This is a genomic window from Pseudoalteromonas sp. CST2, from assembly GCF_028599385.1.
In the GTDB taxonomy this organism is placed as follows: domain Bacteria; phylum Pseudomonadota; class Gammaproteobacteria; order Enterobacterales; family Alteromonadaceae; genus Pseudoalteromonas; species Pseudoalteromonas atlantica.
In genome coordinates, this window is the sequence record NZ_JAQREO010000003.1 from 110,003 (window position 1) to 127,810 (window position 17,808).

A 17,808-nucleotide genomic window follows, 5' to 3' on the forward strand; every position below is an offset into this window, starting at 1 on the left:
GGAATTACTTTTAAAACTAACAAAGTATATAAAATGAGCTATGGGAAGGTGCCAAAATGCGCGCTAAATAATGACAGTTTGTAAAATAGTGCGCTAGTTGAAATATAAGAGATGGGAGGGGTAGTAAAAAGCGAACGTATTATAAGTGTGCAGTACCACTATAAGAAGTAAGCCCCCTTTACAACTCGGTTAAACCTTAAGTGCTAAAGAGGGATATAACAGTAAAAATGCAGCTTAATTGATATCTTCAAGCTTATTTTTTAAATCCACTAGATCGGTGGCTACGGTGGTTGGCTGAATTTCCCACGGATCAAAAATAGAATCCTCAAAGCGTTTTATCCATGCTCCGCGCATACCATGTGAAATAGCGCCGGTAATATCAAACGGGTTACTCGAAATAAGCCACGTGTTTGCGCCCGTTGAATTGGTCTCGCGTAAGAAATGGCTGTAAACACCTGGGTTTGGCTTAAATGTTTTCATATCGTCGGCACTTACAACGCCTTCAAAAAGCTCACTAATACCTGCAGTTTCGAGCAATTTATTTACCGCATCAGCAGCGCCATTTGAAAATGCAAACAATCGGTAATTTTGCGCTTTAAGTTGCTCAAGGCCTTTTTTAACATCGTCAAAGGCCGGTAAAATTTTATACTGCTCAAGCAATTGCTGCTTTTGATCATCACTAAGCTGCGTTTTATGCGCTAAACACGCGTAATCGAGGGCATGTTTGGTACATAACGAAAATGGAATATAGTTTTGCATCAACCCACGTCTAAACGAATACTCTAATTGTTTTTCGCGCCATGTATTTGAAAATTTTTGCGCGTTATCGCCTATCATATCTTCAAGTAAAGACAGCACGCCGTGAGTGTTTATAAGCGTACCGTATACGTCAAATGCGAGTGTGGTTGCCATGTTTGCTCCCAATAAATTTAAGATACTTGTAAGTTAATCGTTTTGAGCTTAACTTACTTTGAACGATTGCTCAAATTAATAAAGTTTACAACACGATTGCAGCGCCTATTATTTAAAAACGATACAAATTAAAGGACTAAATAACATAGTATGAAAATATATTTTTTAATTTACGACAAAGTTGAAGAGCTGGATTTAGTTGGTTCATGGGAACTAATAGGTCTGCTGGCAGAAAAGGGGTTATGTGAAAAACCCAAATTAATATCGCTAAATTCTATGACTCCCTCAGGTGAGCACGGCATGCGTTTTAGTGCCGGTTATCATTTTACTGATCCAGTGCAGCCCGATGTATTATTTGTACCTGGCGGTAGTGGTGCACGTATAGCAATGGAAGACCTTGACGTTATTAATTATCTTAAAAAAACAGCTGAAAACTGCCACAGTGTTTTATCTATTTGCACTGGTATGTATTTAATGCAAAAAGCGGGGCTATTTAAGCATAAAAAAGTAACCACCCACTGGGCTTTTCTAGATCACCTTAAAAAAGATAACACTGTAACCGTAGTTGAAGAACGCTTTGTGAAAGATGGCAATATTTGGTCTTGTGCGGGTGTTTCAGCAGGTATGGATATGTGCCTTGCTTTTATTGCCGATTATTTTAGTGAAGATGTTGCCTCCACCATACAGTTAGACGCAGAATACTATCCGTCACCAATTATTTATGGTGACGCGCATAAAAATAGCGCCACATCTAATTACATTAAAAAGCTGCGTTAAAGCCCACTTTATAACTTTATGTTGGGCTTTGCTGCTCTTAACCCAACATACGCTTTGTAAACCCCCATTACACTTTGATTAAAAAACCAAAGGCGCTTGCACTGTACTGATTAAAATTAATAAAACTTATAGGTATCAAGCGCTAAAATATCCATTTCAATATCACTAAAGAGTTTTTCAACTTGCTTGCCGCCTGCCCCCATAGCAGCAAAGAGTGGTAAAAAATGCTCTTGGGTAGGGTGGTTAAATAACACATGGGGTGCATCGGCTAAGTAATTTAAAAGTGCGGGCGTGTCTTGCGCTAAAAGCTTATATTCAACCCATTGGGTAAACGCTTTTACCATTTGAACACGGTTAGGTGTAGCAGGGGTTTTAAACACTTCTCGTAGGTTGTGGCTAATGCCGCCAGAGCCAATAATTAATATATTATCGTCACGAAGTGGGGCAAGTAACTGCCCATATTCATACATGGCTTTTGCGCCTAATTGAGTATTTATAGACACTTGTACAATAGGAATATTTGCCTGCGGGTACATTAAGCGCAGTGGTATCCATACACCATGATCCCAGCCTTGGCGTTCATCAAGTATTGCTGTAATGCCTTTATTTTTAAATAGCGTTGCAATATTACCCGCAAGCTCAGGATGTCCTGGAGCTGGGTATTTAATGTTATACATATGCGCAGGGAAATTGTAAAAGTCGTGAATGGTTTCAGGCGCACGCCCTGCGGTTATTACAATATTATGGGCCGCTTCATCATGGGCCATATCAAAGTGCGCCGAAAATATAACAATAGCGCGTGGCGTGTTGAGTGACTTGCCAAGCGCTTTTAAAAAGTCAGACGTTGGCGATTGCTGTACGGCCATAATAGGTGAACCGTGAGAGATAAATAGTGCAGGTTGAGCCATGGTAATACCTAAGGATTTTATTAATATATCCTTATTTTATTGGCTTTTATTTTGTTAATAAATAAAGCGCGCATTGAGATATTATAAATACAGTATTGTTAAACTGATTTTTATTTGCCCCCACGTTAAAAAGCCGATGCGTAAACATCGGCTTTTAAATTAACACTAAATAAGCAATATGGCGTGTTAGTAGTTAATTGCACCACCATCAACGTTAATACATTGTCCGGTCATAAAATCGCTGTCTTCGCTGGCTAAAAAGTAAATAGGGCCAAGTAAGTCTTCAGGCTCCATTGCACGTTTAATTACTCGTGAGCCTAGTGTGCTATTTTTAGCTTTATCAAACTGTGCGTTATTTTTAACGCCTTCGCTTTCGGTTAAGCCAACTAATAGGCAGTTAACTAAAATATTATCGTTAGCAAGCTCAGTGGCCAACGCACGTGTTTGCCCAACAACCGCGCCTTTAGATGCCACATAATGGCAAAACATAGGTGCACCGCGTAAAAATGTACCCGATGCAATGTTAATGATTTTACCACGACCTAATTTACGCATGCTAGGCAACACTGCTTTGGTACACTGAAAAGGCCCACGGGCATTTACGCGCATAACTAAATCCCATTCGTCTTCAGATATTTCCCAAAATGGTTTAAGCTCAAGCGCAGCAAATATAGCAGCATTGTTAACTAATATTTCAACCGGGCCAAATTCAGCTTCGGTTTGTTTTACCATGGCATCTAACGATTCACTATTCGTTACATCTACTTTGCAGCCTATTGCTTGGCCGCCAGCGGCAATAATTTCAGCTACAGCTGCGCTTGGGTCGGCTAAATCAGCAAGCACAACTTTAGCGCCTTGTTGAGCTAAACCTTTTGCATAAGCAGCGCCAATACCTTGTGCTGCACCAGTAACGATGGCTACTTTGTTGTTTAATCTTTTCATGGCTTTATCTCTTAGTCATTAATAAAAATATAAGCGTGCTTATTCACGTACAGCGATACTGCATTATTAATAAACCCGACTTGGCGTTAGAATGGATAAAAAGAAGCGTGATTGCTGCAGTAGCACGTATTAACTCCATTTTGTTGTAAATAAATAGTTATTTACGCAAAAAAATGTGTTTATAACGCTATAAAAACTCACTATCTGTGCAAAAATGCGATGTGTGGACTTTAACTGTTTTTATAAACATAATTAATACGATCTTTATTTAAAAATTATAAACAAGGCATTGCTAATAATGGATAAGCTAACCACCATGAAGACTTTTGTAAGTGTTGTACAAGAGGGGTCTTTTTCTAAAGCTGCCGATAAACTCGATATATCGCCGCAACTTGTGAGCAAGTATGTGTCTGCGCTAGAAGAGGGGCTTGCTACCCGATTACTGCACCGCACTACGCGCAAAGTAAGCACTACCGAGGCGGGAGATCACTATTTTACCCGCTGCTTACAGGTGCTAGACGATATAGACGACATGGAAAATTCGCTCGATAACCTAAACGAAAATGTCTCTGGTGTGCTCAGTATTAGCGCCCCTATGTCGTTTGGGGTAAAGCACTTAGCACCGCTATTGGTTGAGTTTCAAAAGCGTTATCCAAATTTAAAATTAGATCTAAACCTTACCGACCAATTTGTTGATATTGTTGAGCAAGGTATTGATATAGCGCTGCGCATTGGGGTTTTAAAAAGCTCATCACTTATTGCTAAAAAAATAGCGCCTATTAGGTTAGCGGTGTTTGCCTCTCCTTCTTATTTAGCGCAGCACGGTACGCCTACTAGCTTAGAAGAGCTGCAATCGCATAACTATTTACGCTACGCACACACCGAGCCTACCAAAAAGCTACGTGGAGCGAACGAGCTTAAAAACGAGTTAAAGCTTGAAAGTAACCTAGTTGCTAACAATGGCGACCTGCTACTCAATGCCGCTATAGCAGGTGGCGGTATTGCCATGCAGCCAACATTTATAGCCGGAGAGGCGCTGGCACAGGGTAAAGTAGTGCGTATATTAAAAGACTACGAGCCTGAGCCAATAGGGCTTTATATGGTGTATGCAAACAGGCAGTTTTTACCCAGTAAAGTGCGCGCGTTTGTTGATTTTGCGAGCAATTATTACACCGATACACCTTATTGGGATTTAGGAGAGTGAGATGTCAATCACCAACCAATTAGCGTTATTTGTTGATGTAGTACAGCAAGGCTCATTTGCAAAAGCCGCGGCGCTGCACGATATGGACAACTCATCGCTTTCAAAGCAAATTAAAAAGCTAGAAAGCAGTTTAGGTATTCAGTTACTTAATCGCTCTACGCGCTCCTTTTCGCTTACCTCCGCAGGGGAGGAAATACTCCAGCAAGCGCATATTTTAATTGATACGCTCAGTGATATTCATAGCATTGCCGACTCTTACCAAGCAAAACCTAAAGGTATTTTGCGTATTACCTCGGGCATGTTTTTTGGGCAGCAGTATGTGCAGCCGGCCATTAATTTATTTATGCAAAAATACCCTGAGGTAAAAATAACCCTCATGCTTGATGATAAGCGCAATGATATTATTGCCGACCATTACGATTTAGCATTTAGAATTGGCAAATTGAATGACTCCAATCTAATGGCAAAAAAAATATCTGATATGCACTTTGCTTTGGTTGCTTCTAATGACTTTATTGCACGCCATGGTATGCCAAGCACACCCGAAGAACTTATCGCCTTACCTGCGGTGGTTTATGGCAATGGCGATGTAAGCCTAGATCAAATTAAATTAAGCACTCAGCCTCATGGTGATGAATACAAAACCCACAAAATGAAAGGCAACTATAAGGTAAGCGATGTACGCGCCATGCTTGATGCCACAAAAGCGGGTTTAGGGTATGTGATGCTAGATTTATTTAACCTAGAAAAACCCATAGACGAAATGGGACTAGTGCCGCTATTAACTAATTATAAGCTCAGCGCATCGGGCACCGGTATTTATGCGCTGTATCCGCACCGTAAACAAACACCACTGGTGAGCGAATTTATAAAAACTGTACAAGAGTATATTGGCAGCCCAGCATTTTGGGTAAAACATATTCCTAATTACAACCAGTTATATAAATAATAGCCACAAAAAAGCCCCGTTAGGGGCTTGGGTATACTCAAAAAACTATATTAGCTAAAGGCCTTAAAAGCCTTCTAACACTACTTTACCTTTAGCGGTTTGCGATTCAAGGTGCTGATGCGCTTTGCGTAAATTGGCTGCGTTAATTTTACCTAAGTGCTCACCTACCGTAGTTTTAATTTGTCCTTGGTCAATCATAGTGGCTACGTTGTTTAAAATAACGTGTTGCTCTTGCATGTCGTCGGTTTTAAATAACGAGCGAGTAAACATAAGCTCCCAATGTACCGACACGCTTTTGTTTTTAAATGGCACAATATTAAGTGTTTCAGGGTCATCAATAAGGGCAAATTGACCTTGTGGCTTCACTACTTTTTCAATTTCAGGTAAGTGCTGCTCTGTATTGTTTAAGCTAACAACGTAATTCACTTCGCTTAAGTTTTTAGCTGCAAACTCTTCACTTAACGGGTTACGGTGATTAACAATAGTGTCGGCACCTAAATCTTCTAACCACGATATTGTTTCAGCACGAGAAGCACTGGCAATAATATTTAATTTAGTGCGCTGCTTTAATAGCTGCACCATTATTGAGCCCACCCCACCGGCGGCACCAATAACTAAAATGCTTTTAGAATCATCGTTTTTAGCTACGTTTAAACGGTCAAACAATAATTCCCACGCAGTAATGCTGGTAAGCGGCAATGCTGCGGCTTCGCCATACGAAAGCGAACTTGGCATATGGCCAACAATACGCTCGTCAACTAATTGAAACTGCGCGTTACTGCCTGAGCGCGTAATGTCGCCTGCGTACCATACTTTGTCGCCTGGCTTAAATAGCGATACGTTTTCGCCAACCGATTTAACAACCCCAGTTGCATCCCAACCAATTACTTTATACTCGCCCTCAGCTGCTGGCATTGCTTGGCGAATTTTAAAATCAACCGGATTAACCGATACCGCTTTAACTTCTACTAAAATATCGTGGCCGTGTGCTGTTGGCGTTTCAAGTTCAATGTCTTGTAGTGATAGTTCGTTTTCGATAGGTAAACTTTTTTGATATCCAATTGCTTTCATGGGATTTGCCTCGTTAGCTAGTTAATACTCTGTGTTGATGAGGCTATTTTGGCTTTATCAAGAGTATTAAAAAAGAGACAAAACACCCAATTATTATGGAAATAAAACTCCATAATAAAATAGGCAAATAATTTAAATTCCATTACACATAGCTGTTATCGTTTTAAATTAATAATACCTTATTAACTGTAACGGGGGTTTACAGTTAGCTTATATTTAGCTCAGTTAACTTATTCCACACACTTTCACCACCGGGGTGCAAAGCCGCATGATATCTATACGCATAGTAAGTTATTGGTACGCAGTGGTGCTCACTCCCTACAACTACCAAGGTATTATTTTTAAGCTCGTTTGATATAACGTAGTCGGGCAGCCAAGCAATACCATTACCTGCAACAGCGTGAACTTTTAAAAGCTCAGTCATGGATGAAACAAACACCTTTTTAAGCTTAGCGCCCGATATAATAGGCTCTAACTGCCGGCCCATGTAGGAGTCGAGGCTGTAGGCTAAATGCGGTATAGGCGCTGCGCTTTCTAGGTTATATAAGGCTTTGCCTTGCTTGTCACAGGCGCTAACAGGTAACAACTTAGCATTACCTATTTTTTGATTACTAAACGGCGGCAGTTTAAGGCGTTCGTTATCAAAGGCAATAAGTAAGTCGCATTCACCTTGCTCTAGCGCTTCGGTGGCTTTATCTACGTCTATAGCCTCTAAATTAAGTACAATGTCGCGTTCATCTTGTGTTTGAAAGTTAGCGAGTTGTAAGGTTAAAAAACTCGCTAAAGAATGTGCGGCCGCTACCTTTACAGAATAATTTTGCTGTACCGATAACTCCTCAAGCATGCTAACCGAGGTATTCATTTGGTTAACTAAATTACGCGCCGTTATATGAAATATTTTACCGCTTGGGGTAAGAGTAATAGGCAAGTTTTCTCGGTCGATTAGGGCTGCGCCAAGGGCGTCTTCAAGGGCTTTTATACGCCGACTAAATGCAGGTTGCGTAATATGCCTAAGCTTTGCCGCTTGCGAAAAGCTTTTTGTGTGCGAGAGCGTTAAAAAATCTTCTAACCATTTACTTTCAATATTCATAGCGACCACTTAGTTATGCAGTTTGTGCATGGGTGGTAAAATAATAGCATTATTCAAACTAAATAAAACACTATAAATTAAGCCTATAAACTCAATAACCGGAATGCAATCATGCTTAGAACTCTTGGCGTATTAGGTGGGATGGGGCCTTTGGCTACTGCCTCATTTATGAATCAGGTAATTGCGCTATCGCCCGCTAAAAATGATCAAGAGCATATACCTATGTTTATAAGGAATATCCCGCAAATTCCTGACAGAACAAAATTTTTAATGGGTCTTGAAGACGAAAACCCATTTTTTGAGCTTAAAAAAGGCTTTAAAGAGCTAACAAGCTTAGGTGTAAGTTGTATTGTTATTCCGTGTAATACCGCGCATTACTGGTACGACGCGCTCACTAAAAATGCCGATGTACACACCATCAGCATTGTAAAAAGCGTTATAAAACAAGTAAAAGCCACGGGCAAACAAAAGGTTGGTATTTTAGCCACTACCGCTACGCTTAATATGGGCATTTACCAAAATGCGTTTAAGCAGCACAATATTGATTTTGTTGAACCAAGCACTCAACAACAAGCAGCCATAATGGATGGCATAACCGCCGTAAAAGCGGGCGATTTAAATAAAGGTCGCCACTTGTTAAGCAAGGCATACGACTTAATGCTTGCTCAAGGTGCTGACTGCGTGTTGTTTGGCTGTACCGAAATACCGCTTGTGTTAAATGAACAAGCCAAACACTCGCCAGACACCTGCCTAGATACCATTGCTATTTTAGCGCAAGAGTGCGTTAACTGGGCATATGCTAACGCCCATCAATCAACGCTTTCAAGTGTGGCATAGAAAATATCAATTTAAACTAGAGCTAATTAATTTAGCTCTTTTGCAAAGCGTTTTCGATAGCGCTTTGTAAGCTTTGCAGCGCGTATTTGGTCACTTATTAAAGTAAAAATAGCCGAGGCATTTGCTTTAACGCGTTTGCCTTGGCCCACTCGGCGAATTTGCCTTTTTACCAGCGCCATAGTGGCAAGCCCAGCAAGGGTTTTGTCTTTAAAAGTAACGCGCGGCATAAGCAGGTTTTGCGTTGGCTGTGTTTGCCAGCTATTAACTAAATCTGGCTGATAGGCCAGTGCTGTGGCCATACCAACGAGCGCTACGCCTGAGCTAATTACTTTATTTGCCACATCTAACCGGCTAATGCCACCGGTGGTCATAATGGGTATGGTTGATTGCTCGCTAATTGCTTTGGCAAACTCTAAAAAGTACGCCTCACGTGCAAGTGTACGTTCATCGCCTGTTTGTCCTTGCATAGCTGGTGCTTCGTAACTGCCGCCTGAAAGCTCTACAAAATCAAGCTTTAATGCATTAAGCATATTAACAACTGCTTGCGCATCATGCGGCTCAAAGCCGCCGCGCTGAAAATCGGCTGAGTTTAACTTAACCGATACCGAAAAACCGGCGCTGCATTGCGCTTTAATACTGCGTGTTATTTCAAGTAATAATCGCGCGCGATTCTCAAGGCTACCGCCCCATTCGTCATCACGCTTATTAGTTAGTGGAGATAAAAACTGCGCTAATAAATAGCCATGTGCAGCGTGTATTTGCACGCCATTAAAACCTGCTTTTTCGGCCTGTTGCGCTGTATGGGTAAAACGAGTGATAACATCACTAATCTCGCTTTTATCCATAGCTGTTGGCTGGGCAAATAAGTGAGAGTGCTTACCCATATTAAGCGCAATATCAGAGGCACTTAGCGCTTTACCACCCATTTTTTTAAATACTTGGCGGCCAGGATGATTAATTTGCATCACAATTTTACAGTCGTTTTGCTGCCCTAAACGAGCAAGCTCTGCAAAAGGCGCTATATCGGTTTTCTGCTCAAGGGCAAGGCCGCCTGGCCCTGTCATTGCAAGGTGGTCAACCATAACATTGCCGGTAATAATTAACCCGCAACCGCCTTTTGCCCATTCGTTGTATACATTTTTAAGCACTTGCGATGGCGTTAGGTCGGCCTCTGCGAGGTTCTCTTCCATAGCGGCTTTTACTACTCGGTTTTTAAGCGTTAAACCGCTTGGTAGGGTAAAGGGCGTAAATACAGCAGATTGTTCAAACTCAGACATACATATAAACCATAAATTGACATTACAGGCACTATAACCTTAAAGTCAGCTTTAAGGTCAACCCGCTTTTTTATAGTAGAGACAATAATGAAAATAGGTGAACTAGCTAAGCACTCAGGTATTGCAGCAAGCACCATACGGTATTACGAAAGTATAGGGCTGCTGCCACACGGCACGCGAAATAACAACGGGTATAGGCAATACGACAAAGCCAGTGTAGAGCAGCTTAAAATGATTAAGTTTGCACAAAGTTTAGGGTTTTCGCTTGAAGAAATCCCCTCCCTGCGTAAATCTAATGAGGAGCTAGATCACAACGCCATTATTGAGCGCCTCACTCAAAAACAACATGAAGCTAATGCACTAATAGAGCAGCTACAGCGTAAGTCAGAGCGTATTGGTAATTTAATTACACTGCTTAATGCAAACTGGTCTAATGGAGAGTGTATTGGCGATGAAAAAATAAATGAGTTATTGAATGAGGTGGAGTATTAAAGGCGTAAGCGAGTACATGTGAGCTTTAGTTGTTTTAGCTTTGCGGCGCTTTACCATGAAAATTGGTATAAAGCTTTGTAAGTTGCCAGGCACTAGAGGCCAACCAACCGCAATAGTATGAGAACTTGCGCCCCAAAATAATGTTTCTACGTAATATACGTCTATGTATTCAATTACTTTTACCTCAGCGTTTACTAGCTTTTCAGCCATAAAACTTAAATAACGCTATTTTTGCTCCACAGTACCAAGAGCAAAAATAGCGTCTCTATCCTCATAATTAATAGGGGTTAACGCTAACCTTTGCGAATTGAGTAAGGGAAAAACCATTAACCTTCCTTTTGATGTATAAAACAGTAGAGATAAATCGAACTTAATCCAGCTCTAATTGGGCTTTTTCTACGCTTTCGTTTGGTAGCTCTTTTTGAACCGATACACCTAGCTCTTTAAATTCTGAAGCTTGTTTAATTAAGTTACCTTTACCACGGTAAAGCTGTGAAAAGGCTTTATCGTAGCTTTCTTTTGCGCGGTCTAGTTGTTTGCCAACACCTTCCATACTCGTTAAAAAGCCATTGAGCTTGTTATAAAAGCGCTCTGCACGATTCGCCAGCTCTTTAGAGTATTTGGTTTGTTCTTCGAAGCGCCACAGCTGTTTAACAATATTAAGACTTGTAAGCAGAGTAGTTGGTGTAGCAACTAAAATGTTTTTTTCGATAGCTTGTTGGTAAATATCGCTTTGATATTTAAGCGCCTCTACAAATGCAGATTCTATAGGCACAAACATAATAACTACTTCAGGCGAATTTATACCAGGGAGACGATCGTACGATTTACTGGCAAGCTCGTTAATACGCGCGGTAACAGCATTTACATGCTCTTTAATTGCTTGGCTAGCCTCTAGCTCGTTTTCGGCATTAACGTAGCGGGTATAAGCATTTAGCGATGTTTTAGCGTCAATCACTAAGTGGCGGCCCTGAGGTAAATACACCACTACGTCGGGGCGCAGTCGACCGTCTTCGGTATTAAACGATACTTCGCGTTTGTAGTCGGTACCCGCGCGCAGGCCTGCGCTGTCGAGTACGTTTTCGAGCATTAGTTCGCCCCAATTACCTTGGGTCTTTTTTTGCCCTTGTAAGGCATTACTAAGTTTATCGGCTTGCTCGGTAATAGCTTGGCTTTTAGCTTGCAAGTGCAGTAGCTCAGTTTTAAGGGCAGCACGTTGTTTTAAATCTTCAACGTGAATCGATTCCATTTTATCTCTAAAGCCTTTTAGCTCCCCTTGAACTGGCTTTAATAGTTGCTCAATGCTTTCTTGGTTTAGGGTTTTAAAGCTTTGCGATTTTTCTTCTAAAATTTTATTAGCTAGGTTTTCAAACTCTTTTTTAAGCACATTTTTGCTTTGCTCTATTTGTGCAAGCTGCTCGGTAAAGTTTTGCTGCTTTTGCTCAAGCGTAGTTCGCATATTATTAAGCTCAATATCGCGCTGGTTATATTGCTCTCGCAAGGCACTAAGTTCGCCTTCAGCTTTACGCCAAAAATGGTTGTATTGAACACTTTGTTTTTCTTGCTCGCTAAAGCGAGTTTTAAAATGCTGCGCTTCATCGCGTTGCTCTTGATGTGATTGCTCGAGCAGCTCGTGCTCATCAAATAAGGCCGTGTATTGCAGCTGTTTATTGTCGTACTGGTTTTGTAATAACGATAACTGTTGCTGTTGCTCGCTAATGTGTTGTTTTAATTTATTACGAGAAGGGATCGACACTAGGCCATATAGTACGAGCCCTGTTGCAAGCCCTGCGCTGGCACTTAACCAATCTATATGCGTTAATAGCTGAGTAAACATAAAATAAACTTATAAAATTTAGAGACATGCCATCATAACGAATAAAGGTAGTGGGGGGTAGAGGGCGTAACATTTACTAAAGGCATAAAAAAAGCCAGCTAAAAGGGCTGGCTCAATCATTACTAAATTTAGTAACCAATCAGGGAAATCAACATGAAGCTTGTGATAACTGCAATTAATCAACAAGCGTAATAGTAGACGCCACTCATTAAATTAAGTTCACATAAAAATATAAATAATTATAAAAACTAAAATGTGGGCATAAAAAAAGCCAGCTTAAAAGGAGCTGGCTCAATCATTACTAAAGTTAGTAATTAAACGGGGTAAATCAACATGAAGCTTGTGTTAACTGCAATTAATCAACAAGCATAATAGTAGACGCCGCACACAAAATTAAGTTCACATAAAAATATAAATAATTTAAAAATTGAAATGTGGGCATAAAAAAAGCCAGCTTAAAAGGAGCTGGCTCAATCATTACTAAATTTAGTAACCAATCAGGGAAATCAACATGAAGCTTGTGATAACTGCAATTATTCAACAAGCATAATAGTAGACGCGCCCTTTTAAATTTAGTTCAAACAATTTATAAAAATGTATTTTAAGGTGTTAAATACAGGCATAAAAAAAGCCAGCTAAAAGGGCTGGCTCAATCATTACTAAATTTAGTAACCAATCAGGGAAATCAACATGAAGCTTGTGATAACTGCAATTATTCAACAAGCATAATAGTAGACGCGTGTTTTTAAATTTAGTTCAAACAATTTATAAAAAATGCAATTTAAGGTGTTAATTACAGGCATAAAAAAAGCCAGCTAAAAGGGCTGGCTCAATCATTACTAAATTTAGTAACCAAACAGGGAAATCAACATGAAGCTTGTGATAACTGCAATTATTCAACAAGCAATCTAATAGACGCCGTTTGGTTAAATTAGTTCACATGCTAAGTAAAAAAATTAGCTTTTTATAAGTGATAACATTTGCTGCTCATCAAACGAAGTAAAGCTCATTGATTTATCGGTAAATAATGCATCAACAAGCGCTTGCTTATCTTGCTGCATTTTAAATACCTTTTGCTCTATTGAATTGCTCATAATTAATTTATAAACAAACACTGGATTTGTTTGGCCAATACGATAAGCACGATCGGTGGCTTGTTTTTCAACAGCCGGGTTCCACCATGGATCAAAGTGAATAACGGTATCGGCTTGAGTTAAGTTAAGCCCAGTACCGCCTGCTTTTAAACTGATTAAAAACACCGAGGTTTTGCCACTGGTAAACTCGTCAATAACTTTGTCGCGATGACGCGTTTGCCCAGTTAGCATACTAAAGTTGATATTTATGTCGTTTAAACGCTCTGCAATTAAATCGAGTGCAGAGGTAAATTGACTAAAAATAATCACTTTACGACCAAGGCTTAGCATTAACGGCAAATGCGTAGTTAGCCATTCTAATTTTGCTGAACCAGCTTGTGTTTCTGGCTCAATTAATTTTGGATGACAACAAATTTGCCTTAGCTTTAGTAGCGCTTCTAAAAAAGCGAGCTTACTTTTTTGTGCGCCTTGCTCAGCAAATAAGTCTATGAGCTTTTCTTCTAAGGCGCGCGTAATACCTTGGTACATATCTTTTTGCTTAGGTTCAAACTCAAACTCTTTTAACAGCTCTGTTTTTTGTGGCAGCTCTTGAGCTACCTGCGCTTTTGTGCGGCGTAATATAAACGGCATAATAAGCGCTTTTAGTTGCTCAGCTCGCTCTGAATCGGCTTCGCGCTCAATAGGTGTTTGAAAGTGCTGTTTAAAGTGCGCTTGCGAGCCAAGTAATGAAGGCATTGCAAAGTCGAGTAACGACTTAAGCTCAAACAAATTATTTTCGATAGGCGTACCGCTTAAACATAACTTAAAGTCGGCATTTAAACGCTTAACTAAGCGCGAGACTTGTGCAGTATCGTTTTTAATATATTGCGCTTCATCTAAAATAATATTTTCAAAATAAAGTGGCGAGTAATAAGCAATATCACGCTTTAATAATGGGTAAGTAGTTAAAATACATTGCGCTTGCGCTAAATGTTGTAAAGGCTCATTACGTTGTGAGCCAAAAATAGTGGTTACTTTAAGACTTTTAGCAAATTTGGTGATTTCGTTTTGCCAATTACTTACCAAACTTGTAGGGCACACTATAAGGGTAGGGCCCGCTTGCGGGCGATTAAAACTGCTGGCTAAAAAGGCGATAACTTGTAGCGTTTTGCCAAGCCCCATGTCATCAGCAAGTATGCCGCCTAATTGGTGGCGCTTTAAAAAGCTAAGCCAATCAACGCCTTGTTGCTGGTATTCACGTAGTGTTACCGAGTCATTTAAACCGTGTAAGGGCACCACTGGCATTGCCTGCTCGGTGTTGTTTAACTCATCAAGATAACGCTCCAATGAGTCATCATGAAGGTCTATAGTAACTGCGGTATGCTTTACCAGCTCAGGTAAATAAGAAAGCGGGATATTAAATTCATCGCGTGTTTTTACAAATTCAAAGCGTTGTTTAAATTCGGTCAGTAAATTAATGGCGGCTTTACTAATAACACCAAATTGACGCCCAACAGGGTAGTAATAAAACAGCTCACTTTGACGATTTAACGATTGATACGTGGCATCATCGGTATTAAAAAGTGCAGCGGCTTTGGCATCGCTTAATTGCACTTTACAATGCATTTGGTGACCTGCAGCACGGTTTACATCGAGTGTAACGTGCCCTTGGGGGTCGGCTACATTTACTTTAGTTTGAGTTACCTGCCAGCCACGCTTTTTAAAGCCAGGGAATACTTCGTAAACAAGCCAATGTAAATGTATAGGTGATTGTTTATTAAATATAAACTCACTTTGTAAACCCCCTTTACAAAACTCAAAACCTAAATTTACTAACTCATTTGTTACTGTGTTTTCAAATGCACTATTTATTAAACTCGCGGGTGCTGTTCCCGCTAAATAATTTTTATTTTTATATTTAAATAATAGCGAAACTTTAAGCCCTTGCTCATCCATAGTGGCTTTTAAAACAGCATTACCAAGTTGCTTAACATTGACTTGTTCGTTATTCGGATGCGGAATAACACCGGCGCCAAAATTGTCGGCAAGTTGTTTATAAATGCGATCAAAATTAGCATCGTGAAGTGCGGGAATTGATTGTAAATGTGCTATTTCGTCGGCGCTAAGCTGTGTTCTGATCCGGCCGACTTTAAAGTGATCGAGGTCTAAATAAGCGGGCGGCGTGGTTTTTATCAATGCCCAATTTTTACTGTGTTCAAGCTCAATAATTAATTGCGATAACTCGTTTTGTTGCTGCCAATTAAAGTTAAGCGATTGCCCAGTTTGCGCTTTAATAGCAACACGAGAGCGTTGTAAAAATAAACGGTCGGTGGCAATTAATTGTTGTAAAGCGCTAAAGCCCCATTGACCTTTTAGCTCTAAATTACCCACTGCATTTTGCGAGCGAATCCAACTAAAGAGTCTAAAGTCACTTTCGAGCAAATCGTTTGGCGTTACAAAGCTATTTAATTGTTGCTCAGTTAAATTGCGCCCAAGCGTATAATTATTTTTTTTGTCGTAATTGGCAATTTTTGGCGTTAAAAATACTTTATTGTTTTCAATGTCTAATACAAATAAAAGAACTTGCGAAGGAGCTTTAGCATCAACACTTTTAAGTGCTGTCAGTTCACTAAACCAATCGTTAATAAAGTAGTCTTCTCCGTATTCACCTGAGTGCTCTATTTTAAGTTTAAATAATACAGCGGCTAAGTGCCTACATTTGGTTTTAGCATTACAGGTACAATGCGTATCAACAGAGTAACCAGTAGGTACTTTACTGATCTCAATTCGTTGGTTAAATGCTGATCCGGTGTCGCCTTGTACGGTTGAATCAATAACAGCAAAATCACTACTGTGCTCTAACCAACTAATTTGGCCGTTTTTATAATACTCTTTGCCTTTATCGAGCACGTTGGGCCTAAACAGCTTTTTTATAAAGCGCTCAGAAAGAGGGAACAAGGTTGCCTGCTCATTTTTTATTTCTTCAAAAATAGCCAGTAAATCATTTTTTGATAAGTTAGCAGACATGTCACTCTAAGTATTAAATTTTTAAAATAATTCTGCCAGTATATTCTTTAACTGCGCACAGCAAAAGCAATATTAACGTTATATAAACTGGTTGGAGCTGCTAGGTTAGTAAAAAATCGGTTTATACGTACTTTATGACACTTTATCTGCCAATATGAGAATAGGTAAACAGCAAACACACATGTTACAAACAATTTATTAACAATGCAGGGGCTTTACAGATCAGTTTTTTTCTAACAAATTAAGATCCAGCATCAAATAGTCGTAAAAACTAAATTCAGTTAGTAAAAATGTGATCTTTAGAGCAAAAATGAGGGATTTATGGGTTATAAATAGCAAAAAAGATCAGGATTTTACTAAGTAAAAAGCCCATCAGATCAGAATTTAACTAACCTAACAGGCTTTTAAGATCACTATTTTACTAAGTAATACGGGCTAATTAAACGCGCTTAACAGCTTAGTAAGTTGTTCTAAACGTTTGTCAGTCAACACTTTATTATCTATTTTAATAGATACGTCACCACTTTTTAAATTGCGTTGTACGTTTATAAAGTTGTTTTCAAATACAGCTTCACGTTTAGCAACCGCGCTAGGCTCGGTAGTTAAGCGTTTAGTAATTGCCATTGCGCGCTTGTCGTCGCTTGTAATGGCGTTAATCTCATCGTCTGTATGTAATTCGCTAACTAGGGCGTTAAACGCCTGCTCGTCGCGCTCCTTTGCACTAACAAGCTTTTTAGCGACTTCTCTGCCTACGTGATTAGCCGTTGGGTAAAGTGAAATAACATCAGCGGGAATTTGCTCGTACGCTTTAATGGCATCTGCAATTGCGGTGTGCGATACACCTTCAATAGCGGCAATTTCGCGATAAGAGCCTTTTTTACCTTGCTCAATAAGATCGTTTTTAGTTTGTTGATAAGCTTGCCCTAGCTCCCAAAGGCTTGGGGCTATGTACTGATCTGAAGATACAGCTAAAATTTTAGCGTCTTGATCGGTAAAATCAGGAGAGCTTAAAACTAAATAATCGGCATTACCTAAAATACATGCCTTTCGACGGCGTGAACCGGCAAGTACTAAGTTAGTATTTCCCTGATCCCAAAGTAAAGCAGGGTGTTGATTACGTCCATCTTCACTGATTGCAGGTAAAATATCAGAAACCGACTTTTCGTTTAATAGCGCTTGTACACGGCGATTTTTACCGTAAACCGTGGTGCTAGATTCAATATCTGCATGAGCAATAACTTTACACACTAAGGTTATTTCGCGTGTAGGGTCGCTTGGCGCAGGCATTCTTATTACATCACCAGCGCTTGCTTGCTCAAGTAATGCATCGAGGCTGCTATTGCCTACGGCAGTTGCAAATGGATCTAAGCGGGTGTCGTTTTTACGTTTTGTAGCCATTTTTATATAACATC

At 39.9% G+C, this 17,808-nt stretch carries 15 protein-coding genes; 5 read left to right on the top strand and 10 right to left on the bottom strand.

Going from position 1 to position 17,808, the window contains the following annotated elements; translation table 11 throughout:
* Positions 1 to 234: 234 nt before the first annotated feature.
* Positions 235 to 912, bottom strand: a complete 678-nt coding sequence (locus tag PSH41_RS05370) for a haloacid dehalogenase type II (protein WP_273588544.1) — start codon at positions 910 to 912, stop codon at positions 235 to 237.
* 150 nt (positions 913 to 1,062) lie between these two features.
* Between PSH41_RS05370 and PSH41_RS05375 the strand changes: the two genes are divergently transcribed.
* Positions 1,063 to 1,689: a DJ-1/PfpI family protein gene (locus tag PSH41_RS05375; RefSeq protein WP_273588543.1), complete on the top strand. Its 627-nt coding sequence runs from the start codon at positions 1,063 to 1,065 to the stop codon at positions 1,687 to 1,689.
* A 116-nt stretch (positions 1,690 to 1,805) separates the two neighbouring features.
* On the opposite strand, the gene PSH41_RS05380 is transcribed toward PSH41_RS05375, so the two are convergent.
* Entirely contained in the window at positions 1,806 to 2,597 is a 792-nt protein-coding gene (locus PSH41_RS05380; protein WP_273588542.1) for a DODA-type extradiol aromatic ring-opening family dioxygenase, read from the bottom strand.
* Between the two features lie 186 nt (positions 2,598 to 2,783).
* Positions 2,784 to 3,539 (bottom strand): SDR family NAD(P)-dependent oxidoreductase, encoded by a 756-nt coding sequence (locus tag PSH41_RS05385; protein WP_004586289.1) that lies wholly within the window; start codon positions 3,537 to 3,539, stop codon positions 2,784 to 2,786.
* A 298-nt stretch (positions 3,540 to 3,837) separates the two neighbouring features.
* Between PSH41_RS05385 and PSH41_RS05390 the strand changes: the two genes are divergently transcribed.
* A complete protein-coding gene (locus PSH41_RS05390; RefSeq protein ID WP_004586290.1) occupies positions 3,838 to 4,743 on the top strand; it encodes a LysR family transcriptional regulator in 906 nt (301 codons plus the stop codon).
* A gap of 1 nt (position 4,744) precedes the next feature.
* Entirely contained in the window at positions 4,745 to 5,692 is a 948-nt protein-coding gene (locus PSH41_RS05395) for a LysR family transcriptional regulator (RefSeq protein WP_054981994.1), read from the top strand.
* A 63-nt stretch (positions 5,693 to 5,755) separates the two neighbouring features.
* Here the strand turns inward: PSH41_RS05395 and PSH41_RS05400 are convergent, their stop codons facing one another.
* Both PSH41_RS05400 and PSH41_RS05405 read right to left on the bottom strand, forming a co-directional pair.
* Complete coding sequence (locus tag PSH41_RS05400; RefSeq protein ID WP_273588541.1) at positions 5,756 to 6,763, bottom strand: zinc-binding alcohol dehydrogenase family protein; 1,008 nt, start codon at positions 6,761 to 6,763, stop codon at positions 5,756 to 5,758.
* 205 nt (positions 6,764 to 6,968) lie between these two features.
* A complete protein-coding gene (locus PSH41_RS05405) occupies positions 6,969 to 7,853 on the bottom strand; it encodes a LysR family transcriptional regulator (RefSeq protein WP_273588540.1) in 885 nt (294 codons plus the stop codon).
* 111 nt (positions 7,854 to 7,964) lie between these two features.
* On the opposite strand from PSH41_RS05405, the gene PSH41_RS05410 reads away from it, so the two are divergent.
* Positions 7,965 to 8,690 carry an aspartate/glutamate racemase family protein gene (locus PSH41_RS05410; RefSeq protein ID WP_273588539.1) on the top strand — a complete coding sequence of 242 codons (726 nt, stop codon included), beginning with the start codon at positions 7,965 to 7,967 and terminating at the stop codon, positions 8,688 to 8,690.
* A gap of 26 nt (positions 8,691 to 8,716) precedes the next feature.
* On the opposite strand, the gene PSH41_RS05415 is transcribed toward PSH41_RS05410, so the two are convergent.
* Complete coding sequence (locus PSH41_RS05415; RefSeq protein WP_273588538.1) at positions 8,717 to 9,967, bottom strand: NADH:flavin oxidoreductase/NADH oxidase family protein; 1,251 nt, start codon at positions 9,965 to 9,967, stop codon at positions 8,717 to 8,719.
* 87 nt (positions 9,968 to 10,054) lie between these two features.
* Between PSH41_RS05415 and PSH41_RS05420 the strand changes: the two genes are divergently transcribed.
* Positions 10,055 to 10,459 (top strand): MerR family transcriptional regulator, encoded by a 405-nt coding sequence (locus tag PSH41_RS05420; RefSeq protein WP_273588537.1) that lies wholly within the window; start codon positions 10,055 to 10,057, stop codon positions 10,457 to 10,459.
* On the opposite strand, the gene PSH41_RS05425 is transcribed toward PSH41_RS05420, so the two are convergent.
* The 4 genes from PSH41_RS05425 to PSH41_RS05440 form a co-directional block, all read right to left on the bottom strand.
* Positions 10,436 to 10,669, bottom strand: coding sequence for a hypothetical protein (locus PSH41_RS05425; RefSeq protein WP_273590060.1), 234 nt, complete (start codon positions 10,667 to 10,669; stop codon positions 10,436 to 10,438). The genes PSH41_RS05420 and PSH41_RS05425 overlap by 24 nt on opposite strands.
* Positions 10,670 to 10,829: 160 nt before the next feature.
* A complete protein-coding gene (gene rmuC / locus PSH41_RS05430) occupies positions 10,830 to 12,296 on the bottom strand; it encodes a DNA recombination protein RmuC (protein WP_154945928.1) in 1,467 nt (488 codons plus the stop codon).
* Positions 12,297 to 13,252: 956 nt separating this feature from the next.
* A complete protein-coding gene (locus PSH41_RS05435) occupies positions 13,253 to 16,396 on the bottom strand; it encodes a DEAD/DEAH box helicase (RefSeq protein WP_273588536.1) in 3,144 nt (1,047 codons plus the stop codon).
* Positions 16,397 to 16,831: 435 nt separating this feature from the next.
* The gene (locus PSH41_RS05440) at positions 16,832 to 17,794 is read right to left on the bottom strand and encodes a hypothetical protein (protein WP_029771890.1); all 963 of its coding nucleotides are present in this window, start codon (positions 17,792 to 17,794) and stop codon (positions 16,832 to 16,834) included.
* Positions 17,795 to 17,808: the final 14 nt, after the last annotated feature.